General features: G+C 67.8%; 20 protein-coding genes and 1 riboswitch. Of the genes, 15 read left to right on the top strand and 5 right to left on the bottom strand.

The window, feature by feature from the left end; translation table 11 throughout:
* Positions 1 to 362: 362 nt before the first annotated feature.
* Positions 363 to 2,498, bottom strand: coding sequence for a 2-oxoglutarate dehydrogenase, E2 component, dihydrolipoamide succinyltransferase (gene sucB, locus A605_RS09790; RefSeq protein WP_015401355.1), 2,136 nt, complete (start codon positions 2,496 to 2,498; stop codon positions 363 to 365).
* Positions 2,499 to 2,668: 170 nt separating this feature from the next.
* Here sucB and A605_RS09785 point away from each other — a divergent pair, with 170 nt between their 5' ends.
* On the top strand, positions 2,669 to 3,064 hold the full coding sequence (locus tag A605_RS09785; RefSeq protein ID WP_015401354.1) for a hypothetical protein: 396 nt from the start codon (positions 2,669 to 2,671) through the stop codon (positions 3,062 to 3,064).
* Positions 3,065 to 3,202: 138 nt separating this feature from the next.
* On the opposite strand, the gene A605_RS09780 is transcribed toward A605_RS09785, so the two are convergent.
* On the bottom strand, positions 3,203 to 4,711 hold the full coding sequence (locus A605_RS09780; RefSeq protein ID WP_015401353.1) for a leucyl aminopeptidase: 1,509 nt from the start codon (positions 4,709 to 4,711) through the stop codon (positions 3,203 to 3,205).
* A 132-nt stretch (positions 4,712 to 4,843) separates the two neighbouring features.
* Here A605_RS09780 and A605_RS09775 point away from each other — a divergent pair, with 132 nt between their 5' ends.
* Entirely contained in the window at positions 4,844 to 5,953 is a 1,110-nt protein-coding gene (locus A605_RS09775) for a branched-chain amino acid aminotransferase (protein ID WP_015401352.1), read from the top strand.
* A 119-nt stretch (positions 5,954 to 6,072) separates the two neighbouring features.
* On the opposite strand, the gene A605_RS09770 is transcribed toward A605_RS09775, so the two are convergent.
* Entirely contained in the window at positions 6,073 to 7,134 is a 1,062-nt protein-coding gene (locus tag A605_RS09770; protein WP_015401351.1) for a nicotinate-nucleotide--dimethylbenzimidazole phosphoribosyltransferase, read from the bottom strand.
* An 84-nt stretch (positions 7,135 to 7,218) separates the two neighbouring features.
* Positions 7,219 to 7,953 carry a DUF3043 domain-containing protein gene (locus tag A605_RS09765; protein WP_015401350.1) on the bottom strand — a complete coding sequence of 245 codons (735 nt, stop codon included), beginning with the start codon at positions 7,951 to 7,953 and terminating at the stop codon, positions 7,219 to 7,221.
* Between the two features lie 261 nt (positions 7,954 to 8,214).
* Here A605_RS09765 and A605_RS09760 point away from each other — a divergent pair, with 261 nt between their 5' ends.
* The gene (locus tag A605_RS09760) at positions 8,215 to 8,559 is read left to right on the top strand and encodes a HesB/IscA family protein (RefSeq protein ID WP_015401349.1); all 345 of its coding nucleotides are present in this window, start codon (positions 8,215 to 8,217) and stop codon (positions 8,557 to 8,559) included.
* A 257-nt stretch (positions 8,560 to 8,816) separates the two neighbouring features.
* Here A605_RS09760 and asnB read toward each other — a convergent pair whose 3' ends face one another.
* A complete protein-coding gene (gene asnB / locus A605_RS09755) occupies positions 8,817 to 10,739 on the bottom strand; it encodes an asparagine synthase (glutamine-hydrolyzing) (RefSeq protein ID WP_015401348.1) in 1,923 nt (640 codons plus the stop codon).
* 474 nt (positions 10,740 to 11,213) lie between these two features.
* Between asnB and ctaC the strand changes: the two genes are divergently transcribed.
* The 12 genes from ctaC to A605_RS09695 all read left to right on the top strand — a co-directional run bounded on the left by ctaC (position 11,214) and on the right by A605_RS09695 (position 25,078).
* Positions 11,214 to 12,305, top strand: coding sequence for an aa3-type cytochrome oxidase subunit II (gene ctaC / locus A605_RS09750; protein ID WP_015401347.1), 1,092 nt, complete (start codon positions 11,214 to 11,216; stop codon positions 12,303 to 12,305).
* Positions 12,306 to 12,320: 15 nt separating this feature from the next.
* Positions 12,321 to 12,752, top strand: coding sequence for an aa3-type cytochrome oxidase subunit IV (ctaF, locus tag A605_RS09745; protein WP_015401346.1), 432 nt, complete (start codon positions 12,321 to 12,323; stop codon positions 12,750 to 12,752).
* A gap of 542 nt (positions 12,753 to 13,294) precedes the next feature.
* Positions 13,295 to 13,909 (top strand): aa3-type cytochrome oxidase subunit III, encoded by a 615-nt coding sequence (ctaE, locus tag A605_RS09740; RefSeq protein ID WP_081602116.1) that lies wholly within the window; start codon positions 13,295 to 13,297, stop codon positions 13,907 to 13,909.
* A gap of 69 nt (positions 13,910 to 13,978) precedes the next feature.
* Positions 13,979 to 14,869, top strand: a complete 891-nt coding sequence (qcrC, locus tag A605_RS09735) for a cytochrome bc1 complex diheme cytochrome c subunit (RefSeq protein WP_149029413.1) — start codon at positions 13,979 to 13,981, stop codon at positions 14,867 to 14,869.
* Positions 14,866 to 16,086 carry a cytochrome bc1 complex Rieske iron-sulfur subunit gene (gene qcrA, locus A605_RS09730; RefSeq protein WP_027004077.1) on the top strand — a complete coding sequence of 407 codons (1,221 nt, stop codon included), beginning with the start codon at positions 14,866 to 14,868 and terminating at the stop codon, positions 16,084 to 16,086. Before qcrC ends, qcrA begins: the two co-directional genes overlap by 4 nt.
* On the top strand, positions 16,086 to 17,714 hold the full coding sequence (qcrB, locus tag A605_RS09725) for a cytochrome bc1 complex cytochrome b subunit (RefSeq protein WP_027004078.1): 1,629 nt from the start codon (positions 16,086 to 16,088) through the stop codon (positions 17,712 to 17,714). Before qcrA ends, qcrB begins: the two co-directional genes overlap by 1 nt.
* A 906-nt stretch (positions 17,715 to 18,620) precedes the next feature.
* Positions 18,621 to 18,826, top strand: a riboswitch (cyclic di-AMP (ydaO/yuaA leader).
* Between the two features lie 11 nt (positions 18,827 to 18,837).
* Positions 18,838 to 19,476: a C40 family peptidase gene (locus A605_RS09720; RefSeq protein WP_015401341.1), complete on the top strand. Its 639-nt coding sequence runs from the start codon at positions 18,838 to 18,840 to the stop codon at positions 19,474 to 19,476.
* 169 nt (positions 19,477 to 19,645) lie between these two features.
* Positions 19,646 to 20,695: a C40 family peptidase gene (locus A605_RS09715; RefSeq protein ID WP_015401340.1), complete on the top strand. Its 1,050-nt coding sequence runs from the start codon at positions 19,646 to 19,648 to the stop codon at positions 20,693 to 20,695.
* Positions 20,696 to 20,718: 23 nt separating this feature from the next.
* Positions 20,719 to 21,843, top strand: coding sequence for a glycosyltransferase family 4 protein (locus tag A605_RS09710; protein WP_027004080.1), 1,125 nt, complete (start codon positions 20,719 to 20,721; stop codon positions 21,841 to 21,843).
* Positions 21,844 to 21,925: 82 nt separating this feature from the next.
* Positions 21,926 to 22,891: an ROK family protein gene (locus A605_RS09705; protein WP_015401338.1), complete on the top strand. Its 966-nt coding sequence runs from the start codon at positions 21,926 to 21,928 to the stop codon at positions 22,889 to 22,891.
* Between the two features lie 53 nt (positions 22,892 to 22,944).
* A complete protein-coding gene (locus A605_RS09700) occupies positions 22,945 to 23,682 on the top strand; it encodes a lysophospholipid acyltransferase family protein (protein WP_015401337.1) in 738 nt (245 codons plus the stop codon).
* A 139-nt stretch (positions 23,683 to 23,821) separates the two neighbouring features.
* Entirely contained in the window at positions 23,822 to 25,078 is a 1,257-nt protein-coding gene (locus tag A605_RS09695; RefSeq protein ID WP_015401336.1) for an acyltransferase family protein, read from the top strand.
* Positions 25,079 to 25,118 lie beyond the last annotated feature (40 nt).

The following is a 25,118-nucleotide window of genomic DNA, read 5'->3' as shown; positions in this document are numbered from 1 at the left end:
AACAAGCTCCTTGAGACGGTGTGCTGTGTCGCCCTGATTATATGGTGCGCCGAACTGTTAACCGGACGACAGTCCGGCTGAAGGGCGACGAAAGGTATTCACTTATCGACACCCGCGGGGCGTGGTGGGCGATCAGCGCCGGTGAGAGTGCGCAGCCGCGCACTTTCCGCTGTCCGTGGGAGGGGCTGGACGGGGGAGGCGCGGACCGTGATCTCCTCACCGGGATCGGGGGGATCGGAAGCGCCACGCGGGTGGGCGGTGGCGGGCTTCCGCCCACCCCCGGAAGACACAGAAGACACGGAAGACACGGAAAACCGCCCGCTCCCGGGTGGGGAGCGGGCGGTTCCTACCGGCGCCGTGGGTTACAGCTGCAGGTCGGACTCGAAGTCGGCGGTCTCGAGACGGTCCTTGATGGTGGTGATGAACCGGCCTGCGTCGGCACCGTCGACCACCTGGTGGTCGTAGGTGAACGGCAGGTAGGCCATCTGGCGGATGGCGATGGAGTCCACGCCCTCGTCGGTGACGACGACCGGGCGCTTCTCGATCGCGGCGGTGCCCAGGATGCCGGCCTGCGGCGGGGTCAGCACCGGGGTGTCCAGCAGGGCGCCCTCGGAGCCGATGTTGGTCACCGTGAAGGTGCCGCCGGACAGGTCGTCGGGGCGCAGCTTCTTGTTGCGCGCACGCTCGGCCAGGTCGACGATCTCCTTGGCGATCTCCGGCAGGGACAGGTCCTGGGCCTTCTTGATGACCGGGACCAGCAGACCCTGCGGGGTGTCCACGGCGATGCCGATGTTGACATCAGCGTGGTAGGTCATCTCCTTGGTCTCGGCGTTGTAGGACGCGTTGACGTTCGGGTGGGAGACCAGAGCCTCGGCGACGGCCTTGACGATGAAGACCAGGTAGGTCGGGTTCGCGCCGTGCTTGTCCACGAAAGCCTGCTTGTTGGCCTTGCGCAGCTCCGCGACCCGGGTCATGTCGACCTCCTGGACGTGGGTCAGCTGCGCGGAGGTCTGCAGGGACTCGACCATCTTGGCGGCGGTGATCTCGCGGATGCGGTTGACCTTCTGGGTCGTACCGATCAGCTCGGCCTTGGCCGGGTCCACGGACTTGGTGGACCAGTTGGCGCGCTCGCCCTTCGGGGCGGCCTTCTCGTCCTTGCCCTCGGCGCCACCCTCGGCGGCGGCCAGGACGTCCTGCTTACGGATGCGGCCACCGACGCCCGTGCCCTCAACGGTGTTCAGGTCGACGCCGTGCTTGTCGGCCAGCTTGCGCACCAGCGGGGTGACGTACGGGACGTTGTCGTTGTTGACCTTCTTCCCGGACTCCTGCTTCGGGGCGCCCTTGCCCTCACTCTCGGAGGAGTCGCCGGGGCTCCGCCCGATGGGCTCAGCCTTCGGAGCCTCCTTCTTGGGCTCCTCCTTCTTCTCAGGCTTAGCTTCCTTCTTCGGCTCGGCCTTGGGCTCTTCCTTCTTCGGAGCCTCCTTCTTCTTCGGGGCTTCGCCGGAGCCGATGCGGGCGATGATGGCGCCGACGTCGACGGTGTCGTCCTCCTCGGCCAGGATCTCCTGGAGGGTACCGGCGACGGGGGAGGGGATCTCGGTGTCGACCTTGTCGGTGGAGACCTCGAGCAGCGGCTCGTCGACCTCGACGGTGTCGCCGACGGACTTCAGCCACTGGGTGATGGTGCCCTCGGTGACGGACTCGCCCAGCTCCGGCATCTCGACATCGGTGGCGTCGGCGGAGTCAGCGGAACCGGAGTCGTCGGACTCGGGCTCCTGGGCCTCCTCGACGGTGTCCTTCTCATCCTTGGATTCGGACTCCTGGATGGCTTCCTCGGACGGGACCTCGCGGTCCTCCTCCTTCTCCTCGGCCTGCGGGGCCTCGCCGGAGCCGATGCGCGCGATGATGGCACCGACGTCGACGGTGTCGTCCTCCTCGGCCAGGATCTCCTGGAGGGTACCGGCGACGGGGGAGGGGATCTCGGTGTCGACCTTGTCGGTGGAGACCTCGAGCAGCGGCTCGTCGACCTCGACGGTGTCGCCGACGGACTTCAGCCACTGGGTGATGGTGCCCTCGGTGACGGACTCGCCCAGCTCCGGCATCTCGACATCGGTGGAGGAGCCCTTGGCTTCGGTGGCCTTCTCGGAGGAGTCCTGTGCGGGGTCGACCTGCGCGACATCCTGGCCGCCGGAGGGATCGACCTGCTCGGCGTTCTCGTTGACCTCATCGTCGGAAGAATCGGAGTCACCGGCGGACTCACCCTCCTCGCCGATGGTCGCGATCACGGCGCCGACGTCGACGGTGTCGTCCTCCTCGGCCTTGATCTCCAGCAGCACGCCGGCGGCCGGGGAGGGGATCTCCGTGTCGACCTTGTCGGTGGAGACCTCGAGCAACGGCTCGTCGACCTCGACGGTGTCGCCGACGGACTTCAGCCACTGGGTGATAGTGCCTTCGGTGACGGATTCGCCCAGTTCGGGCATCTCTACGGAGAACGCCATGTTGTTCTGACTCCTCGGAAAGTCGTGTGTAAATCGGAAGCTAATAGTCCTCAGCGTACCGGTTCACTCCCGCTCCCGTGTCCACAGCCGGGGGTATGTGTCGACCGGTGGCCGTGGGATCGACGGAGGTGACCGCACTGGAGAAAACTTTGCCCCTACAATTGTAGGACGTGTTCAACATATTCGGTCGCAAGAAGCCCCGGGGAGGTCTGCGCCCGCCCCGCGGGCCCGGTGAGACCATCCGTCCCGAGGACCGCGACCACCTGAAGAACTGGGCGGCCGGGCGCGCCTTCATCGAGGCCTACATTGAGCCGGAAACGGTGGTCAACGAGATGTCCGTGGTGCTCGTCGACGAGAACGGCGAGTTCACCCGCCGCCGTATCGGCGGGCCGAAGGGCATTGACGCGGTGGCGAAGCTGCTCAACTGCCCGATCTACGACGTCGAAGACACCGGGTACCCCCAACGCATGCGCCGCCGCATCGAACGCGACCGGCTGCTGCGCAAGCGTGCGGAGCAGCGGGCCCGCCGCGCGCGATTCGAACGTGGCGAACTGCCCGACGCCTGAGCCGGCTCCGCCGAGGGGAGTGGCCGGCCGGAAAATACACTTCAGCCCAGTCCACGCGGAGTTGTGAACTGGGCTGATGCACTTCCGCGGATCCACGGAAGTGTATTTTCCCGCGCTGCGCTGTCCGTCGAGCGCCGGCTACTTCTGCTCGGCGAGCTCGCGCAGCAGGGTCACGAAGGTGCGCACCGGCACGCCGGTGGCGCGCTTGACGGTGTAGCCGCTGACCCCGCCGGTGTTGAAGGACGGGCCGGCGATGTCCACGTGGGCCCACTCGATGTCCTCGTGGATGAACTTCGACAGGTACAGGCCGGCGAACAGCATGCCCGCGTTGCGGGAGTTGTGGGAGTTGCGGATGTCGGCGACCGGGGACTTCAGCTCCTCGGCCTGCTCCTCGAGCAGCGGCATCGCCCACGCCGGCTCGCCGACGGAACGCCCCGTCCCGGCCACGCGGTCGCGGAACTCGTCGGTGCCCATGACACCGGCGGTCCTGGCTCCGAGGGCGACCATCTGCGCACCGGTCAGGGTGGCGGTCTCGACCAGGTAGTCGGGGTCGTCCTCGCTGGCGCGGGCCAGGGCGTCGGCGAGCACGAGGCGGCCCTCGGCGTCGGTGTTGATGATCTCGGAGGTCAGCCCCCCGTAATGGGTGATCACATCCCCCGGGCGGGTGGCGGTGCCGGACGGCATGTTCTCCGCCAGCGGCAGGGTGGCGGTGACCTTCACCGGCAGGTTCAGGCGTGCGGCGGCGATGATCGTGGCGGCCACGGCGGCGGAGCCACCCATGTCCGAGATCATGTCCTCCATCTTGGCGGCGGGCTTCAGGGAGATACCGCCGGTGTCGAAGGTGATGCCCTTGCCCACCAGTGCCACCGAGGTCTTCGCCTTGCGCGGCGACCAGCTCAGGCGCACCAGGCGCGGCGGACGGGCAGAGCCCCGGCCGACGGCCAGGATGCCGCCGAAGCCCTCCTTCTCCAGCGCGTCCTCGTCGAGCACCTCGACGTCGAGGCCCGCGTCCCTGCCCGCCGCGGCCAGGATGCCCGCGTAGGCCTCGGGGTAGAGGTGGGAGGCCGGGGTGTTGACCAGGTCGCGGGCCAGCAGCACCGACTCGGCGGTGATCTGGGCGGTGACGAACTCATCCTTGGCGGCCTTCGTGTCACCGAGGAAGATGACCTTCTCCACCGGCAGGGCGTCGGCGGTCGGCTCCTCGCTGCGGATGCCGCGGAACTGGTAGGCACCCAGTGCCACGCCCTCGACGGCCGGGCCGAGCCCGAAGTCGCCCACCGTCGTCACGGCGGTGCCCACGCCCGTCAGGGAGCGGGCGGCCGCACCGGCGGCGCGGCGCACGGTCTCGTGGGTCACGTCCTCGGAGTCGCCGAGGCCCACGGCCACGATGGAGTCGGCGGCGACCTTCTCCGGGGCGGGCACGCGGGTGATCTCGTCGGCCTTGCCGGTGGCGCCGACGGCGGTGAGGGTCTCCAGCACGGTGCGCAGGGCGGCGTCGTCAAGCAGTGCGGAGGCCGGCAGCTCGAGGCCCTCCTCACCCTTGAACACGGGGACGAGATAGACGTCCGCGTTCTTCGGGGCCTTCTTCGCCAGTTCCAGGTCAGGGGAGGCGCCGCGCGCCGGAAGCTGGAAGGTGGGTTTCGCCATGAGGGTTCCTCTCGGTCGGTCACTGAGTTGAATTGCGTATCGGCCCCAGCTTAACGACGACCGCGCCACGGCAGCCGGGAGTGCCCCGCCTCACGTCCGACCGGGGCAAACCCCCGGTGTAACGTTTCTGCCATGACGTCTCTCAACTTCACCGTGAACCGCACCGAGGCTCCGACGTCCCCGGAGGAGCGCGCGGACATCCTCGCGAATCCCAGGTTCGGCAAGAATTTCACCGACCACATGGTCACCATCGACTGGACCGAGGAGGACGGCTGGCACAACGCCCAGGTGGGCCCCTACCAGGCCATCCCGATGGACCCGGCGACCACCGTGTTCCACTACGGACAGGCCATCTTCGAGGGCATCAAGGCCTACCGCCAGCCGGACGGCGCCATCGCCACCTTCCGCCCGGAGGAGAACGCGCAGCGCATGCAGCGCTCCGCCGAGCGCATGGCCATGCCGCCGCTGCCGGTCGAGGACTTCATCGAGGCCATCCGCCTGCTCGTCGACATCGACTCCGAGTGGGTGCCCGCCGCCGGCGGCGAGGCCAGCCTCTACATCCGCCCGTTCATGATCTCCACCGAGGTCTCGCTGGGTGTCTCCCCGGCGAACGCCTACCGCTTCATCGTCATCGCCTCCCCGTCGGGCGCCTACTTCACCGGTGGCGTCAAGCCGGTCTCGGTGTGGCTGAGCGAGGACTACGTCCGCGCCGCCCCCGGTGGCACCGGCGCCGCGAAGTTCGCCGGCAACTACGCCGCCTCTCTGCTGGCCCAGGCCCAGGCGGAGGAGAAGGGCTGCGACCAGGTCGTGTGGCTGGACGCCATCGAGCACCGGTACATCGAGGAGATGGGCGGCATGAACCTCATGTTCGTCTACGGCTCCGGTGCGGACGCGAAGGTGGTCACCCCGGCGTTGTCCGGTTCCCTCCTGCCCGGCGTGACCCGCGACTCCCTGCTGCAGGTCGCCCGCGACCTCGGCCACGACGTCGAGGAACGCCGCATCTCCACCGACGAGTGGCGCGACGACGCCGCCTCCGGAGCGATGACCGAGGCCATGGCCTGCGGCACCGCCGCCGTGATCACCCCGGTCGGCCGCGTGCTGTCCAACGACGGCGAGTACCTGGTCAACAACAACGAGGCCGGCGCGGTGACCATGGCCATGCGCGAGCGCCTGACCGCCATCCAGCGCGGCGAGGCCGAGGACATCCACGGCTGGCTCCACACCCTGGTTCCGGCGAAGTAGGACACCCGACCGCACCGGCGCAGGTTTCCCACCCAGAGAGACACCCACGGCCCCGGCCCGCACCTGAGAACCAGGTGGCGGGCCGGGGCCGTTGCCGTTGAGGGGAGTCGTGGCCGCGGTCAGCCCTCGTAGCGGTGCGAGCCCGATTGGGCCCGTTCCTCCGCCCGCGCGGCGAATTCGTCGGCCACCAGCTCGACGGCCACCGAGAGCAGCGGAAGCGCGGCCAGCGCCCCGGTGCCCTGGCCGACCCGCATGTCGAGCGCGAGCAGCGGGGTCAGCTCGAGGGCCTGCAGGGCGATCAGGTGCGCCGGCTCCGGGGTCAGCTGGCCGGCGGCGAACCAGGCCCGCGCCCCGGGGGCGAGCTTCTCGGCGACGTAGGCCGCGGCGGTGACGGGCGCGCCGTCGAGAAGCACCGGGGTGCGGCGCACGGCCGCCTGCGCGATGAAGGCCACCAGCGCGGCGAAGTCGGGTGACGAGATCGTCTGCAGCACCTCCAGCGGGCGGCCGGTCATCGAACGCGCGCGGAACATCGCGTCGCGCAGGGCGGAGACCTTCACCTTCCAGACCTCGTCGGTGATGCCGGAACCGGGGCCGATGACCGCGACCGGCTCGGTGCGGGTGAAGGACCCGATGACGGCGGCGGCGACGGTGGTGTTGCCCACCCCCAGATCGCCCGGGACGAGCAGATCCGCCCCGGCGTCGATCTCCTGGTCGGCCACGGCCTTCCCGATCGCCAGGGCACGGTCCAGCTCCCCGCGGGTCATGGCGTCCTCGACGTCGATGGCACCGCAGGAACGGGAGACCCGCTCCTCGCCTGCGACGTCGTGGTCCAGGGAGACGTCGACCAACCGGACGGAGGCCCCCGCCGCGCGGGCGAAGACGTTGACCGCACCACCCCCGGCGGCGATGTCGGCGGCCTGGTGGACGGAGGAGGACGGGTCCAGCGCGGAGATGCCGCGCTTCGCGACGCCGTGGTCACCGGCGAAAACGACCACCCGCGGGCGTCGCAACGGGGCCGGCGGGGTCGCACCCTGGCAGGCGGCGACCCACGCGGCGACCTCCCCGAGCCGGCCCAGCGACGCCCCCGGGGTGGCGGCCCCGGCGAGTGTCTCCCGCACCGCCTGGCCCGCCTGCTCGTCGGGGACGGTGATGGGGGCGAACAGCGGCGGGGTCGTTTCCATGGATTCTCCTGGTCGGTGGGCGGGGGAGGGGATACTCACGTACCCCCCGAATCTAGCGAGTCCGGGGAGTCGGTTATCCGTCGGCTACACCTGGTCGCCGATCTTCACCCGCGGCTTCGGGGTACGCCACTTACGCGGCTGGGTGGCGCGGGAGTAGGCGTAGAAGCCCAGGGCGAAACCGGTTTCCGTGGTGCCCGGGAACTTCGCGCGCACGGACTTGTTGACGGAACGGCCCAGCCAGATGCCCTCGACGAGGAAGACGAGGATCAGGACCATGCCGGCCAACGAGGTGACGTTGGCCAGCGTGGGCAGCGCGGAACCGAGCAGCAGGACCAGGAGCAGGACCAGGGCGACCGGCATGACGGCGTTGCTGACGAAGCGGCGGGAGTCCACCCAGTCGCGGACGTAGCGGCGGACCTCACCCTTGTCGCGCGGCAGCAGGAACTTCTCCTCGCCGCGATCCATGGCCGCCTGGGCCTCACGCTGGCGGCGGCGGGTCTCCTCGCGCTCCTTGCGCTTGTAGTCCTTCCACTCCTCCTTGGACATGGACTTCTTCAGTTCCTTGCGCCTGGCGGCCGCCTCCGCCTGATTGCGCGGCACGCCGCTGGGATCGCGGATGACGCCGCGCTCGATCTCGACCTCGCGACGCTTCGGGGTGGGCCGGCCCTTCGGCGGGGTGTAGCCCTTGGGGCGCTTCTCCTGCGGAACGGCCTCGTCGGATGCCACAGCGCCCGTGTCATCGGCGCCGAGCGCGGAGGCGGCGGTCGAGGAGGCCTTGTTCGGGGAGGAATCGTCGGGTTTCTGCCAGGGGAGTTTCACGCTCATAAGGCTACAAGGCAAATGTGGCCGAGAGGGAATACGGGTCGGCCTCCAGGCGTTTATACCGAGTGAGCCCGTGAATTAAGATGGTGTTGTTCCGCCCCCGCGCCGGGGAGCGCACCATCGTCACCGGTCATCCCGTACTAACCCGTGGGGTACCGTTACCTTCTCATCCGGAGTAGGGTGGGCGACAACAAAGGCTTCCCCGCTGGCCGGGGAGTTCCTGGCGCACCACGAAGTAACACAGGCAAGGAGAACAATATGACTGCCCCGACCTCCAGCACCGGTGTGATCCTCACCGAATCCGCGGCTGCCAAGGCCAAGGCCCTGCTCGACCAGGAGGGTCGCGACGATCTGTCCCTGCGTATCGCTGTTCAGCCGGGCGGCTGCGCCGGTCTGCGCTACCAGCTCTACTTCGACGACCGTTCCCTCGACGGCGACAAGGTCGACGAGGTCGGCGGTGTGCGCCTGACCGTGGACAAGATGTCCGTGCCGTACCTGACCGGTGCACGCATCGACTTCTCCGACACCATCGAGGCACAGGGTTTCACCATCGACAACCCGAACGCCGGCGGCTCCTGCGCCTGCGGCGACTCTTTCAACTAGGCCTTCAGTTCGGATCTTCAGTTCGCAGAAATTGCGGCGCCCCTTCCCCGAGGTGGGGAGAGGGCGCCGTTTGCGTTCGCGGGGGAGCGTGGGACGGCCGACGTGCCCTGCGCGGGACGGCACCGCGGACCCGGGCGTCACAGTGACGGTACGGGAAACGGACCCCCGCCCAAGACGAGACCCCCGCCCACCCTCCGAGAGGAGGGTGAGCGGGGGCCGTCAAAACCCGACGGTCAGCTGTCGGCGGTCAGCCAGGATCAGAGGTCGACCGGGTAATCCTTCCGCTCGATCTTCGGATCGATGCGCTTCTCCATGAAGATGCCGTGCCAGACCATGAACGCCAGCACGGTCCACAGGCGGCGCGAGTGGTCGGTGACGCCGTCGCGGTGCTCCTTGAGCATCTCCAGGACCTGCCCGCGGTCGAAGATCTCATCAGTCTGGGACTCGGTGATGGTGTCCTGGGCCCAGCCGTACAGCTCGTCGCCGGCCAGCCAGTGGCGCATCGGCACCGGGAAACCCAGCTTCCTGCGGTGCAGCACGTGCGGCGGGACGATCTGCTCGAGCGCCTTGCGCAGCGCGTACTTGGTGGTGCCGTCAGCGATCTTCAGGTCGTGCGGGATGGTCTGGGCGACGTTGAAGACCTCCTTGTCCAGGAACGGCACGCGCAGCTCCAGGGAGTTGGCCATGTTGATCTTGTCGGCCTTGACCAGGATGTCGCCACGCATCCAGGTGAACAGATCCAGGTGCTGCATCCGGGCGACCGGGTCCATGTGTCTGTTGACCTCGTAGACCGGGGCAGTGACCTCGCGGTGGTCCCACTCGGGCTTCGCCCAGGGCAGCACGCGCTGCAGCTGCTCGAAATTGAAGGAGCGGGCGTTGCCGTAGTAGCGCTCCTCCATGGTCATGGTGCCGCGATCGAGCAGAGACTTGCCCTTCATGCCGTCGGGGAGCACCTGCCCGAGCTTCCGCAACCCCTTGCGCAGCGGGGAGGGGATTTTCTCGAAGGGCGCGAGCGACAGCGGCTCCTTGTAGATGGTGTAGCCGCCGAAGAGCTCGTCGGCGCCCTCGCCGGAGAGCACGACCTTGACATGCTTGCGGGCCTCGGCCGCGACGAAGTACAGCGGCACCAGCGACGGGTCGGCGACCGGGTCGTCGAGGTACCACATGATCTTCGGGATGGCATCGGCGTATTCCTCGGGGGAGACGACCTTGACGATGTGCTCGACGCCGATGGCCGCGGCGGATTCGGCGGCGACGTCGACCTCGGAGTAGCCCTCGCGCTCGAAGCCGGTGGTGAAGGTCAGCAGATCCGGGTTGTGGCGCTTGGCCAGGGCGGCGATGGCGGTGGAGTCGATGCCGCCGGAGAGGAAGGAGCCCACCGTGACGTCGGCGCGCATGTGCTTGGCGACGGAGTCCTCCAACGCGTGGGCGATCCGGTCGAACAGGTCCTGTTCACGGCCCTTGGGGACCGGGGTGACGTCGAAGTTCGGCTTGAAGTAGCGCCTGGCGACGACCTCCCCTCCCGGACGCAGGGTGGCGGTGCAGCCGGACTCGAGGCGGCGGATGCCGGTGTGCAGGCTCTCCGGCTCGGGGACGTACTGCAGGTCCACGTAATGCTCGATCGCGCGGCGGTCAAGGTCCAGATCTAGACCCAGCTCCGGGGCCATCTCCAGGAGGGACTTCTTCTCCGAGCTGAAGGCCGTGCCGGCGGCGGTCGTGGCGTAGTAGAGCGGCTTGATGCCGAACTGGTCGCGCGCCAGGAACAGCACCTTCTCCCGGGTGTCCCAGATGGCGATGCCGAACATGCCGCGCAGGTGCTCGACGACCTTCTCTCCCCAGTGGTGGTATCCGACGACGATCGTCTCGGAGTCGCCGGAGGTGTGGAAGGTGTACCCGAGGTCCTGGAGCTCCTCGCGCAGTTCCAGGTAGTTGTAGATCTCGCCGTTGAACGTCAGCGCGTAGCGCTCCGGCGACTCGGCCGGCCCCCACCGCAGCGGCTGGTGGGAGTGCTCCAGATCAATGATGGACAGACGGTTGAACCCGTAGACGACGTCCTCGTCGTGCCAGCTACCGGCCTCGTCGGGGCCGCGGTGGCGCATGCACGGCAGTGCCCTTTCCACGGCGTCGGTGAACTGTGCCGCATTCGCGTTGCTCGTCAGCATGCCAAGAAGCCCGCACATGGTGGTTGATGTTCTCCTCTATATATGGGACAGGCGAGAAGTGATGGTCCCACCTTACGGCCCGTCCGGTACAAGGTGTGAACGCGCCACGGACAGGGCGGCGTCTCAGGTGCTGACGGTGTGGCGGAGACAACCGGTAGAGGATACTCCCACTTCCCGTCGGTGGCCCCGGGGAGGACCGGAAAAGGGGGAGGGGGAGAAAAGAACCCCCCATGGGTGGGAACTTTCGGATGATGCCACCCATTTCCGCCTGTGAATTGTCTAACAGCCGGGTAGTGAGGGGGAAGGGGACATTCGCCGGTTCCTGCACATGGGCTGTAACATCCTGGGTGCTTCATAGGGACACCTCTGTGGGCGAATCCGGCTCGGCGGGAGACAACCGCGTGGATGAAGTCTGTCCATGAACTATCCTGCTTAGTTAGGAATACTTCACAAGTGTTCAAAGAATTTGTGTGGACAGGAAGGCAGACACACGTGGAACAGCGAAATAAGCGTGGCTTCGCCCGCAAGGCGGGTCTCGCCGGCGTTGTGGCCCTCGGCGGTTTGGCTCTGGCCGGCTGCGATATCGCCGCGCCGGAATCCGTGAGCCGGATTCTGGACATGGGCTGGCCGGACCCCATCACCCCTGAGGGTGAGGCGATGTACAACTTCTGGGTCTGGGTCTGGGTCGCCGCCTGGATTATCGGCGTGATCATGTGGGCCCTGTTCCTGTGGGCGATCTTCAAGTGGAGCGCCAGCAAGGCCGAGAAGCAGGGCAAGGGCGAGTTCCCGAAGCAGCTCCAGTACAACGTTCCACTTGAGCTGGCACTGACGATCATTCCGATCGTCATCGTCATGGTGATCTTCTTCTTCACCGTCCAGACGCAGCAGAAGGTCGTCGCCCTGGACAAGGATCCGGACGTGACAGTCGACGTCACGGCCTTCCAGTGGAACTGGAAGTTCGGTTACCAGAACATCGGCGCCGATCTGAGCCCGACGGGCTCCGAATACGATGGCATCGACGAAGAGCGTCAGGCCATCGCCGAGGAGACCAAGCATGACTCCGAGGAACTGCGCAACGCCAACCCGATCCACGGCACCTCCAAGGGTGACCTGTCCTACCTGAGGTACAACGAGGTCGAGACCCTCGGCACCACCGAGGAGGTCCCGGTTCTGGTTCTCCCGTCCAACACCACAATCCAGTTCGATCTGGCCTCCGGCGACGTGGTCCACTCCTTCTGGGTCCCGGAGTTCCTGTTCAAGCGTGACGTCATGGCCCACCCGGAGCAGAACCAGCAGCAGGGCTCCTTCCAGATCGAGGCCATCGAGGAAGAGGGTGCCTTCGTCGGCCGCTGCGCCGAGATGTGCGGCACCTACCATGCGATGATGAACTTCGAGCTCCGTGTTGTCTCCCCCGAGCAGTTCACCGACTACATGGCGTTCCGTCTCGACAACCCGGAGGCCCCGAACTCCGAGGCACTGGCGTCGATCGGTGAGGAGCCCTTCGCGGTGACCACCAGGCCGTTCAACTCTTCCCGTCAGACCAACGACGGCGAGAACTTCGACGTCCCCAACCAGAACGTTTAAGGCGAGGAGAACAACATGCGAGCTGGTTCAAAAGTCATTTACGCCATTGCGGCATTCCTGGGTGTTCTCGCCCTGATCTACATTCTCGCTACCACTTTCGTCGAGGACGACGCTAACTACGGAGGTTCAGAGTGGGCCGGCATCACCGCCCTGGTCCTCTCTTTCGGGCTGGCGATGATGCTCGCCGTCTACCTCAACATCACCGAGCGCCGCGCCGACGTGCTCCCGGAGGACTGGGAGGAGGCCGAGGTGGAGGACAAGGCCGGCATCCTCGGCTTCTTCTCCCCGGGCTCCATCTGGCCGGTGGTCATGTCCGCGAGCATCCTGGTTCTCGCCTACGGCATCGCCTTCTGGCACTACTGGATGATCGCTCTCGGCGCCGCGCTCCTCATCTGGGCCTGCACCATGCTCAATCTGCAGTACGGCATGCCGAGGGAGAAGCACTAGTCTTCGCCGCCTGAGAAGCACACGCCACACGAGCTCACGGCGTCCGCGTTCACCGCGGGCGCCGTTTTGTGGATCCCGCACCCGCGTGGTGGGGGAGAAGGGCACGGCGCCCGGGAGCCACGACCGGCCCATGCGGGGAGTGGGGCGCGGCCCGGCTGCACCGGGGCTTTCGCCCCTTCCCGCAACCCGAACGGGAAAGTGCTGGAAGCAGGGGTCATTCGAAAGTATGAAGTCGAGGCAAAACGGCCCGACCCGGTGTGATTTGTATCTCCGGGGCGCGGTGAGTCGATTCGATGCTGTCCGGCGTGTCGTGGGGTAGGATATCGACAATCAGTCGCCGCCCGGGGTGTGGTGGCCGAATCGGGAGAGGTGACCTGCGGGAACGCTGCGTCGGATGCCGGGGTCGAAAAGTTCCCGGGGGTGGCGAAATTTTTCAGAAACCGCGGAGCGGGGCCAAAACCGCAGGTTGACTCTCTCTTTTGCTCCCGAGAGCGGGGGGAGATGAAGTGACTTCTCGCCCCGGAACAGCCATACTGTTCTACGTGACGAGCGCAGTTTCAAACCAAGCAACGACAGCAACACCGCGTGTCGACGCACTGAACCGCCCCAACATGGTCAGTGTCGGCACGATCGTGTTCCTGTCTCAGGAATTGATGTTCTTCGCCGGACTGTTCGCGATGTACTTCACGTCGCGTGCCAACGGTCAGGCAGGTGACTGGTCGGAGCAGACGGCCCATCTCAACGTGGTGTACGGGGCAATCATCACCGCGATTCTGATCACCTCCTCCGTTACCTCGCAGTTCGGCGTTTTCGCGGCTGAAAGGGGTGATGTTTTCAAGCTGAGGCGCTGGCTCGGGGTCACCGTCGCCCTCGGTGTGATCTTCCTCGGTCTCGTGGCCTTCGAGTACTACGAGATGATCTCCCACGGTGTGACCATCCAGTCGAGTGTGTTCGGCTCCGTGTTCTACATCATCACGGGCTTCCACATGGCGCACGTGACCGCCGGCATCATCGCGTTCATCGTGGTGCTGCTCCGCATCACCAAGGCGAAGTTCACGCCGGCGCAGGCCACCGCCGCCATGGTGACCTCCTACTACTGGCACTTCGTCGACGTCATCTGGATCGGCGTCTTCATCGTCATCTACCTCATTCAGTAGGCCGTAGTCCGCCGAGATCCCTCGGCCTACAGCCCTTCACTTTCCGTTCACGAGTTTTCTAAAAGGAAAATGATGGAAACCAATTCGAACAACGCCGAGCAGTCCGAGAAGTCGACAGCTTCGGCCAAGAAGGCCCGGAACCGGCGCAAGCTGCGTCGGACCGGCGCCGGCGCCCTGGCATTGACTCTGGGCCTCACCGGCGCCGGTGTCCTGGCCACCGCCCTGACCCCGGACGCCCAGGTCGCCACCGCGCAGCGGGACGACCAGGCCGTGATCCAGGAGGGCAAGGACCTCTACGACGTCGCCTGCATCACCTGCCACGGCGCCAACCTGCAGGGCGTGCCCGACCGTGGCCCGTCCCTGATCGGCGTGGGCGAGGGCAGCGTCTACTTCCAGGTTCACTCCGGCCGCATGCCGATGATGTCGAACGACGCCCAGGCCGAGCGCAAGACCCCGCGCTACACCGAGGCGCAGGCCCTGGCCCTCGCGGCCTACGTCGCCGCCAACGGCGGTGGCCCCGAGCTCGTCTACAACGAGGACGGCACCATCGCCATGGAGTCGCTCCGCGGCTCCAACTACAACGGCCAGATCCAGCCCGAGGACGTCGCCCGCGGCTCCGAGCTGTTCCGCATGAACTGCGCCTCCTGCCACAACTTCACCGGCCAGGGCGGCTCACTGTCCTCCGGTAAGTACGCCCCGCCGCTGGATCCCGCCAATGAGCAGGAGATCTACCAGGCGATGCTCACCGGCCCGCAGAACATGCCGAAGTTCGCCGACCGCCAGCTCTCCGCTGAAGAGAAGAAGGACATCATCGCCTTCATCAAGAGCGCCGGTGAGACCCCGAGCCCGGGCGGCTGGTCCCTCGGCGGACTGGGCCCGGTCGCTGAAGGCATGTTCATCTGGATCGTCGGCATCACCGTGCTCGCCGGTGCAGCTATGTGGATTGGATCGCGCTCATGAGTAACGAAGTGAAGAAGAACTACACCGCTCAAGAACTCAACTCGATGAGCAACGACGACCTCGCGCGTCTGGGCACCGAGCTCGACGAAGTGACGGTCGCCTACCGCAAGGAGCGCTTCCCGGTCCCGAATGACCCGGCCGAGAAGCGTGCCGCCCGCGGCATCAGCATCTGGCTGGTCATCGGAATTGTCGCCGCCATCGCCTTCCTCGGCGTCTACCTGTTCTGGCCCTGGCAGTACCAGGGCCACGGCGACGAGAACCTGGGGATGTTCACCCTCTACACCCCGCTGCTGGGTCTGACCTCGGGTATCTCCATCCTCGCCCTCGGTTTCGCCTGCGTGCTCTACGTGCAGCGGATCATCCCGGAGGAGATCTCGGTGCAGCGCCGTCACGACGGCCCGTCCGACGAGGTCGACCGCCGCACCGTCACCGCACTGCTGAACGACGCGTGGACCACCTCCACCCTCGGCCGCCGCAAGGCCATGAAGGGCCTGCTCGGTGCGGCCGGTGTCCTCGCCGGTCTGGTCGTCATCGCCCCGCTGGGCGGCATGGTCAAGAACCCGTGGAAGCGCGGCGAGATGACTTACCACGGCGACGGCACCCTGTGGACCTCCGGCTGGACCCTGCATGAGAACGGCGTCAAGCTGTATCTGGCCCGGGACACCGGCGCCATCGCCGAGGAGCACAGCGGCCCGACCGGCACCCACTTCACCACCGCCGGCGTCTCCCGTCTCGTGCGCGTGCGCCCGGAGGATCTGGACGCCGGCGGCATGGACACCGTCTTCCCGCTCGCGGCGGAGGACGTCAACGACGGTGATCTCTACGATCCGCAGCGTGACGTCTACGAGAACCACATGCACTCCATCCACGGCCCGCGCAACGCCGTCATGCTGATCCGTCTGCGCACCGCCGACGCCGAGCGTGTCATCGAGCGCGAGGGCCAGGAGGACTTCCACTACGGCGACTACTACGCCTACTCGAAGATCTGCACGCACGTCGGCTGCCCCACGTCGCTGTACGAGCAGCAGACCAACCGCATCCTGTGCCCGTGCCACCAGTCGCAGTTCGACGCGCTGCAGTACGGCAAGCCGGTCTTCGGTCCGGCCGCCCGTGCTCTGCCGCAGCTGCCGATCACCGTTGATGAAGAGGGTTACCTCGTCGCCGGGGGCAACTTCATTGAGCCCCTCGGCCCGGCATTCTGGGAGCGTAGGTCCTAATGAGCAACAAACTCGCCCAAATGGGCAACAACATTGATTCCCGTTACACCGTTTCCGGTCTGCTGCGCCCGCAGCTGAACAAGGTCTTCCCGACGCACTGGTCCTTCCTGCTCGGTGAGATCGCGCTGTACAGCTTCATCATCCTGCTGCTGACCGGTGTCTACCTGGCACTGTTCTTCGACCCGTCGATCACCAAGGTGATCTACGACGGCGCCTACCTTCCGCTCAACGGCGTGGAGATGTCGCGCGCCTACGCCACCGCCCTGGACCTCTCTTTCGAGGTCCGTGGTGGACTGTTCATGCGTCAGATGCACCACTGGGCCGCCCTGATGTTCATGGCCTCCATGGTCGTGCACATGCTGCGCATCTTCTTCACCGGCGCCTTCCGGCGCCCGCGTGAGGCCAACTGGATCATCGGTGTCACCCTGATCCTGCTGGGCATGGTCGAGGGCTTCATGGGCTACTCCCTGCCGGACGACCTGCTCTCCGGCGTCGGCCTGCGCATCATGTCCGCCATCATCGTCGGCCTGCCGATCATCGGCACCTGGCTGCACTGGCTGATCTTCGGCGGCGACTTCCCGTCCGACCTGATGCTGGACCGCTTCTACATCGCCCACGTGCTGATCATCCCGGGCATCATCCTCGCCCTGATCGCCGCGCACCTGGCACTGGTCTGGTACCAGAAGCACACCCAGTTCCCGGGCGCCGGCCGCACCGAGAACAACGTCGTCGGCATCCGCATCATGCCGGTCTTCGCGGTCAAGTCCATCGGCTTCGGCCTGCTGACCGCCGGCGCCCTGGCGCTGATGTCCGGTGTGACCACCATCAACGCGATCTGGAACCTGGGCCCCTACAACCCGTCGGCGGTCTCCGCCGGTTCCCAGCCGGACTGGTACATGCTCTGGACGGACGGCGCCGCCCGTGTCATGCCGGCATGGGAGCTCTACCTGGGCAACTACACCATCCCGTCGGCTTTCTGGGTCGCCCTGCTGTGTGGCCTGCTGGTCGTGCTCCTGTTCGCCTACCCCTGGATCGAGAAGAAGCTCACCGGCGACGACGCCCACCACAACCTGCTGCAGCGCCCGCGTGACGTTCCGGTCCGTTCCGGCATCGGTGCCATGGGCATCGTGTTCTTCGTCCTGCTCACCGTCTCCGGCGGTAACGACCACGTCGCGCACTTCTTCCAGATCTCGCTGAACGCCATGACCTGGGTCGGCCGTATCGGCCTGCTGCTCCTGCCGCCGATCGCGTACTTCATCACCTACCGCATCTGCGTCGGTCTGCAGCGCTCCGACCGTGAGGTTCTCGAGCACGGTATCGAGACCGGCGTCATCAAGCAGATGCCGAACGGTGCCTTCGTGGAGATCCACCAGCCGCTGGGCCCGGTGGACGCACAGGGCAACGCGATCCCGCTGGAGTACGCCGGCGCCCACGTCCCGAAGCAGATGAACGAGCTCGGCTTCGCCGGCTCCCCGGGCCGCGGCGGCTTCTTCTCCCCGGACGACGCCACCATCGCCGAGCGTGCCGAGCAGATCGAGCACGACAACGAACGCGAGGAGAAGGCCATGCTGGAGAGCCTGCAGGCCGCCAACCGCGAGAACGACCGTGAACAGGGCCGGCTGGACTAACAAGGTCCGCCCCCTTTCCCGCACTGCGCTCACAGGCGCGACCCTCGCCACCCGGTACCACTCCGGGGCAGGCGGGGGTTTCGCCTTTCCTGGGACGCGGCGGTTTCAGGGACGTCGACAAGCGCTCCTTACTGTAAGGAACGGTTTCGCGGCGTTGCAGCCGCCCTGTCGACCGTGCTGCCGCCTCAGGCGGGGCTCCGGGCAGGAGAGCAGGGGAGGCGACGCCCAGTGCCCGGAGGAGGGGACCGCGGGGCCGAAAGGAGACCGTCCGAACTTTCGTCTCCCGCCGCTCTCCGGGTGCCGGTTTCTGTGTCCCCGCTCGCGCTCCTGCATTGCCTCCTGACGCTCTGGAACCGTCGCCCGGGGCCACTACCCGGCGCCGCCACCACAACTGTCCAGTGGGCGCCGGAGGCGCCACCTTCCCCGGGCCAATCCGGTGCCTGCCCACCCGTAGGGACTCACCTGGGAGTACTCAACCGCGGCATCACCGCGTTACTGAGTAACCGCACCCCGTCGCATCGCGGGGAACGGCGCTCCGGATCTGGTCGTCGTGATGAAACGAGAGTGAATAACGGGGCGGAAGGGGTGAAACGGTTTCCGTTGCGAGCAAGGTCACATATATCTGATCCAGTGAAAAACATCTCTTATCGGCGGTTTTTCTGCGGTGTACGGATGCGTGACGTGACCCCACTATTGGTGCAGGTCACCGTGGCGAAATGCTGGGGGCGCTCCTGTTCGGAGATCGCTTTTCTTTTGGCGGGGAAAGTTGATGAACGTCGCGCATCAGGTAAGTAACGGGTTGATAACAGCGACACGTTGAACGTCCCGTTGGACAATTTTCGTTGCGTTTTCGTAACCTGATCGAGACATTGCGAACAGCCCCCTGCGGGCCCGCATGATCCGAACTGAAAACTAAGCCGAATCTCCGCCCACGCCGTACCCACTCCGGGACGGCCGGGCGGGGAGCCGGGGAACCACCACAGACCATCTGGGGTGAATCCTCCGCGAGAGCGCCGCACGATCCTCACCGGTCCGTGCGGCGTGGGCCGGGGGAGGGAAGCTTCCGTACTCCCAACCCGCCAGCTAACCCGGTAGGCACACAGGAAGATTTGGAGAAACATTCGTGGCTAAGCACCGCCGTCAGGGCCTGACCACCCGCCGCATCGCGGCCGCCTCCGCCGTCGCCGTCGGAGCCACCGTCCTGACCCCGGGAGTCGCCGGCGCCGTCGAGGTCGCCATCCCGAACACCGACATCCGCGTCGAGGTCCCGGGCCTGGAGAACGTCCCGGGCTACCAGGAGGTCGCCCCGGCTCTGCAGGGCCTGTCCTCCCAGGCCACCACCTACACCGCCGACGTCCAGGTCCCGAACGCCGCCGCGGCCCCCGCTCCGGCACCTGCCGTCGCCCCGGCCAGCTCCTCCACCGGCCAGGCCATCGTCGACGCCGCCCGTTCGAAGATCGGTTCCCCCTACGGCTGGGGCGCCACCGGCCCGAACGCCTTCGACTGCTCCGGCCTGACCTCCTGGGCCTACCAGCAGGTCGGCAAGTCCATCCCGCGCACGTCCCAGGCGCAGGCCGCCCAGGGCACCCCGGTCTCCCTCGGCAACATGCAGCCGGGCGACATCATCTCCTACTACGGCGGTGCCTCCCACGTGGCCATCTACGCCGGCAACGGCATGATGATCGACGCGCTGAACTCCGGCTCCACCGTCCAGGAGCGTCCGATCAACTACATGCCGATCAACTCCGTGGTCCGCTTCTAGCCGATCACGCGCATCCGCGCAGTCTCCGTCCCACCGCCCGCCGGCCCCCGCCGGTCCGGGCGGTGCGTCGTTTCCGCGCCCGGGGACGGCGTAGGGCACCGCCGGTTCCCGGCCGGTGGCCCTATAGTTGATGTGTTCCATTCCTCCCGCCCGTGAGAAAGAAGAGAACGTGCGTTTCCCCCTCGGTTCGCCGGGTCGCCTGACCCGGGCGGGCGTCGCCGCCGCCCTCGGCGTCGCCCTGCTGACCACCTCCACGACGCTGACCCCCGCCCCGGTGGTCCACGCCCAGGAGATCGACACCCTCATCGCCACGATGGAGGAGGTCTCCCGTGAGGCCTCCGCCAAGAATGAGGAGGTCAAGCAACTCGAGCTCGACATCGAGGCCGGTCTGGCGGATCTCGCCGTCCTGCGTGACGACGCCGAGGCCGCCCGCGTCCGCGCGGAGGAGGTCCGTGCCGCCGAGCACGTCCACCAGGCCGAGGTCGACGACGTCGCCGGGGCGAAGTACCGCGGGCTGCTCGTCGATCCGGTGGTCAACGCGCTCGCCGCCGAGAACCCCCAGAACGCCATCGACCGGATCTCCTACCTGGAGACGCTGACGCGCAACACCGAACGGGCCGTGGTACAGCTGGCGGAGGCCACCGCCCTGGCCGGAAAGGCGCACACCGACGCCTCCCGCGCCGTCGCCGAGGCCGCCTTCCAGCAGTCCGAGCTGGAGCGCAAGCGCGCCGAACTCGACGCGGAGCGTGACGATCTGGAGGAGCGCATCCGGCAGATCGAGGAGCGGGTCAACGGTCTCAGCGAGGCGGACCAGCTGCGCTGGCTCGAGAAGAACGGCCCCCTGCCGGCCGACCTCGACGGGGTGACCGGCCCGGAATCCGGCATGGCCGCGGTCCGGGCGGCGCTGGGCAAGCTCGGCTCGCCGTACGGCTGGGGCGCGACCGGCCCACACACCTTCGACTGCTCGGGTCTGATGGTCTGGGCCTACCAGCAGCAGGGCAAGGCCATCCCGCGCACCTCCCAAGCGCAGCTGGCCGGCGGCACCCCGGTCTCGCGCGCCGAGCTCCAGCCCGGCGACATCGTCGGTTACTACCCGGGTGTGACGCACGTGGGCATGTACATCGGCAACGGCCAGCTCGTCCACGCCTCCGACTACGGCATCCCCGTCCAGGTGGTCTCCGTGGACTCGATGCCCTGGGCCGGAGCGGTCCGCTACTGACCCGCCCGGATACAGTGGTGACCATGCCCCGGACCCTGCTGGTGACCAACGACTTCCCGCCGACCCTCGGCGGGATTCAGTCGTATCTGCGTGATTTCCTGGGCACCCTCGACCCGTCCGAGGTGATCGTCTTCGCCTCCACCCAGGACGCCGACGCCGCGCGCGGCCACGATGCAGGCCTGCCCTACCGGGTCATCCGCTGGCCGCGGCGGGTCATGCTGCCCACCCCGGCGACCGCCCGGGCGGTCGCCGGCGTCGTCGCCGAGCACGGCGTCGACACCGTCTGGTTCGGCGCCGCCGCCCCGCTGGCGCTGCTCGCGCCCGCCGCACGGGGGGCCGGGGCCCGGAGGATCATCGCCACCACCCACGGCCACGAGGTCGGCTGGTCCATGCTGCCCGGCGCGCGTCAGCTGCTGCGGCGCATCGGCGACACCGCCGACACCGTCACCTACATCTCCGACTACACCCTGCGCCGGCTGCGGCCCGCCTTCGGCGACCACCCGGACTACGTCCATCTGCCCTCGGCGGTGGACACGCAGACCTTCCGTCCCGCGGGAGCGGGCGAGCGGGCGGCCACGCGTGCACGCTTCGGGCTGGGGGAGGAGCCGGTGATCGTCTGCATCTCCCGGCTGGTCCCGCGCAAGGGTCAGGACCAGCTCATCCGTGTCCTGCCGCACCTGCGCGAGAGGCACCCGGGCACCCGGCTCGTCCTCGTCGGGCGGGGCGGTCACGAACGCCGCCTGCGCGAGCTGGCGGCCGGGACCGGGGGGGTGGTCTTCACCGGTCCGCTCCCGCACGCGGACATGGTCGCCCTGCTCGCCGCGGCGGACATCTTCGCCATGCCGGCCCGCACCCGTGGCAAGGGGCTCGACGTCGAGGGCCTCGGCATCGTCTACCTGGAGGCCCAGGCGTGCGCAGTACCCGTCGTGGCCGGCGACTCGGGTGGTGCCCCCGAGACCGTCACCGCGGACACGGGCACCGTCGTCGACGGCCGCGACCGCGGGGAGCTCACCGCGGCGCTGGACCGGTTGCTCGCTGATCCGGACCTGCGGGCCCGGATGGGGGCGGCGGGTCGCGCGCACGTCGAGCAGCACTGGACGTGGGACATCATGGGCGCGCGGCTGCGCTCCCTGACCTCCGCCGTGTGAGCGTCCCGCAGCGGGCCGCTATACTCTCAAAGTTCATATCTTTCCCCCGTCCCCTCCCACGAAGGCAGCATCCATGTCAGCCATGTCCCGGACATCGCCCCCCGCGACGGTCGGTTTCGACATCGGCGGCACGAACCTGCGCGCGGGCGTCGTCACCCCTGAGGGCACGATCATCGACGCCCGGTCGGTGCCCACCCCTGACACGGCGGAGGAGCTGGAGGCGCGCATCGCCACGCTCGTCGACGAGCTGCGCCGCGAGCACGACGTCGCCGCCGTGGGTCTGGCCGTGGCCGGTTTCCTCGATCCGGAGTGCGAGCGCGTGCGCTTCGCCCCGCACCTGCCGTGGCGCGAGGCCCCCGTCCGCGCCCGGCTCGCCGGGCGTCTCGGCCTGCCGGTGCGTCTCGAGCACGACGCCAACTCGGCCGCCTGGGGTGAGTACCGCTTCGGCGCGGCACAGGACGCCGACACGTGGGTCTTCTTCGCCGTCGGCACCGGTATCGGCGCGACCCTGATGGTCGACGGGCAGATCTACCGCGGGGCGTACGGCACCGCGCCCGAGTTCGGGCATCTGACCGTCGTACCGGGCGGACGCGCCTGCCCCTGCGGTAAGCGGGGCTGCCTTGAGCGCTACGCCTCGGGCACCGCGCTCGTCGACACCGCCCGCGAGCTGGTCGACGCCCGCGGATTCGCCGACGCCGCGCTGACCCGCGCGCTGACCACGGCCCCCGGGTCGGTTACCGGCCGGGACGTCATGGCCGCCGCCCACGCCGGTGACGCCCTCGCGCTCGCGGTGATCGATGAGTTCGCCGGCTGGCTGGGGGAGGGGCTGGCGGTCGTCGCCGACGTGCTCGACCCCGAGCTGATCCTGCTGGGTGGGGGAGTCTCCCGCGATGCGGGCCTCTACCTGGGCACCACCCGGGCGCAGATGACCTCGCGGATGGTCGGTGCGGGGCACCGGCCCGTCCCGCGCGTCGGCACCGCGGAGCTGGGGGCCGACGCGGGTATGATTGGCGTGGCTGATCTGGCCCGCCGGAGCCCGCACCGCTGATCTTCCACTGCGCCGGGCGCGACCATCGACATCTACGAGACCGAGGACGAGACATGCAGAACAAGTGGTACTGGGCCTTCAAGCACATTCTGATCGGCCCGTTCCTGCATGTCTACAACCGCCCCGAGATCGAGGGCGTCGAGCACATCCCGGCCGAGGGGGCGGCGATGGTGGCCTCCTCCCACCAGTCCGTCATGGACTCCTTCTTCTTCCCGCTGATGTGCCCGCGCCAGATCACCTTCCCGGCGAAGAAGGAGTACTTCACCGCCCCGGGTGTCACGGGCGCGGTGAAGAAGTGGTTCTTCGGGGTCCTCGGACAGGTGCCCGTCGACCGTGGCGCGAAGGGGGCCGGGGACGCCACCCTCCACGCGGCGAAGGAGGTCTTCGCCCGGGGCGAGGTGTTCGGCATCTACCCGGAGGGCACCCGCTCGCCCGACGGCCGCGTGTACAAGGGGCGCACCGGCATGGCGCGCATCGCCCTGGCCACCGGGGAGAAGATCATCCCCGTGGCCATGATCGGTTCGCGCAACGCCAATCCGATCGGCACCGTCATTCCCCGTCCGGCGAAGGTGCGCATGAAGGTCGGTGAGCCCATTGACGGCCGCGCCTACGTCACCTCGCTGGGTATCGACCCCGACAGCCGGGAGGCGGCGCGCCCGCTGACCGACCACGTCATGCACGTCCTCGCCGATCTGGCCGGCCAGCCCTACATCGACGTCTACGCCTCCGAGGTCAAGGAATCCCTGGCCGCCGGGAACGGCTACCCGCCCGGGGCCGGGCCGCGCGCCTGATCCGCCCCGCGGTGGCCGGGCCGGTGGGCAACTTCCCGGCGGCGGGTGTACCCTCGACCGGATCCGGGGGTATTGGATCGGATCCGTCCGGGACGCTATAGTTACCGCCGTACAACTTCAGGCGGCGGAAGGCGGGGGCATGGCGACGACACGGGGATCTTCCGCGCGCACGCGTCTGGCCTGGCCGGACGTCGCCAAGGGGGTTTCCATCCTCGGCGTCGTCCTCCTCCATGTCAGCCTCGCGGTCCCGCAGGGCATGGAGACCGTCGCCGCGGGCGTCAACCACATCCTCGACCCGCTGCGGATGCCGCTGTTCTTCCTCGTCAGCGGATTCTTCTCCGTCAAGGTCCTCCGCTTCACGCTGGGTGAGCTGTTCGTCAAGCGCCTGTGGTTCTTCCTGGTTCCCTACGTGATCTGGGTGCCCATCGAACTGTGGTTCAAGTTCCGTGAGTACCGGATGTTCGACGGCACCCCCATGCCGGGCATCGGGACCTATCTCGAGCATCTGCTCGAGGCACGCAACATGTACTGGTTCCTCTTCGCCCTGACGGTGTTCAACCTGTTCCTGTGGGCCATCCGCCGCCTGCCCACCTGGGCCGGCATGCTCGCCAGTTTCGCCCCGGTGCTCCTCCTGCCGCTGCACAGCGACTACCACATGGTGGGCAAGGCGGTGCTCTACCTGCCGGTCTTCATCGCCGGGGCGTACCTGCGCGCGCAGATCGCCGAGCACGCCGAAAACGCCCTGTCGCCGCGGAAGTTCCTCCCGGCCGCAGCGGCCTACCTCGCCGGCTTCGCCCTGCTGACGGTCTGGACGGTCTTCGCGGACCGCTCCACCCCGGAGTTGCCGTGGCTGCTGCCGGGCGCCGAGACCGTGGGTTACGCCGAGCTGCGGCTGGTGGTCAACACGGCCGTCCAGCTGCTGATGATCCCCATCGCGATCGCCGGGGCGGTGGCGCTGGCGAGGATCCCGTATGTCTCGGGGGCCCTGCGTTTCCTCGGCCGCCACACCCTCGTCATCTACCTCGGCCACCCCATCGCGCTGACGGTGCTCTACCACTACAACATCCGCGCCACCGACCTGGAGATCTCCCGGAACGCGGACACCCTCCTGGGTGGCACCGCCTTCTGGATGGTCGTCGCCCTGGTCATCTCCGCGGTCGGTTCGCTCGTCCTCTGGGGCATCACGAAGATCCCGGGGCTGCGCTGGACGCTGATGCCCCCGCGCCTGCCGCTCGCCGTCGGCGCCGACCGTCGCGCACCTGCCGACGCCGCCGCCACCGGCCCGCAGCTGGACGCCGGCGCCCGCGACTACGTCGACCATCTGCGGTTGGGCTCCCACCCCGCCGTGAACCGCGGTCTCGAGCCGGGCACCGGGGACGTGACCCCGGAGGCGTAGGATTCTCCGTCAGCCCCACCCGACTGGAAGGACCCACCGC

Origin of the sequence: Corynebacterium halotolerans YIM 70093 = DSM 44683, from assembly GCF_000341345.1 — a bacterium.
Lineage (GTDB): Bacteria > Actinomycetota > Actinomycetes > Mycobacteriales > Mycobacteriaceae > Corynebacterium > Corynebacterium halotolerans.
The sequence above is the reverse complement of the archived record's forward strand: the minus strand, read 5'-3'. Positions and strand labels throughout refer to the sequence as shown.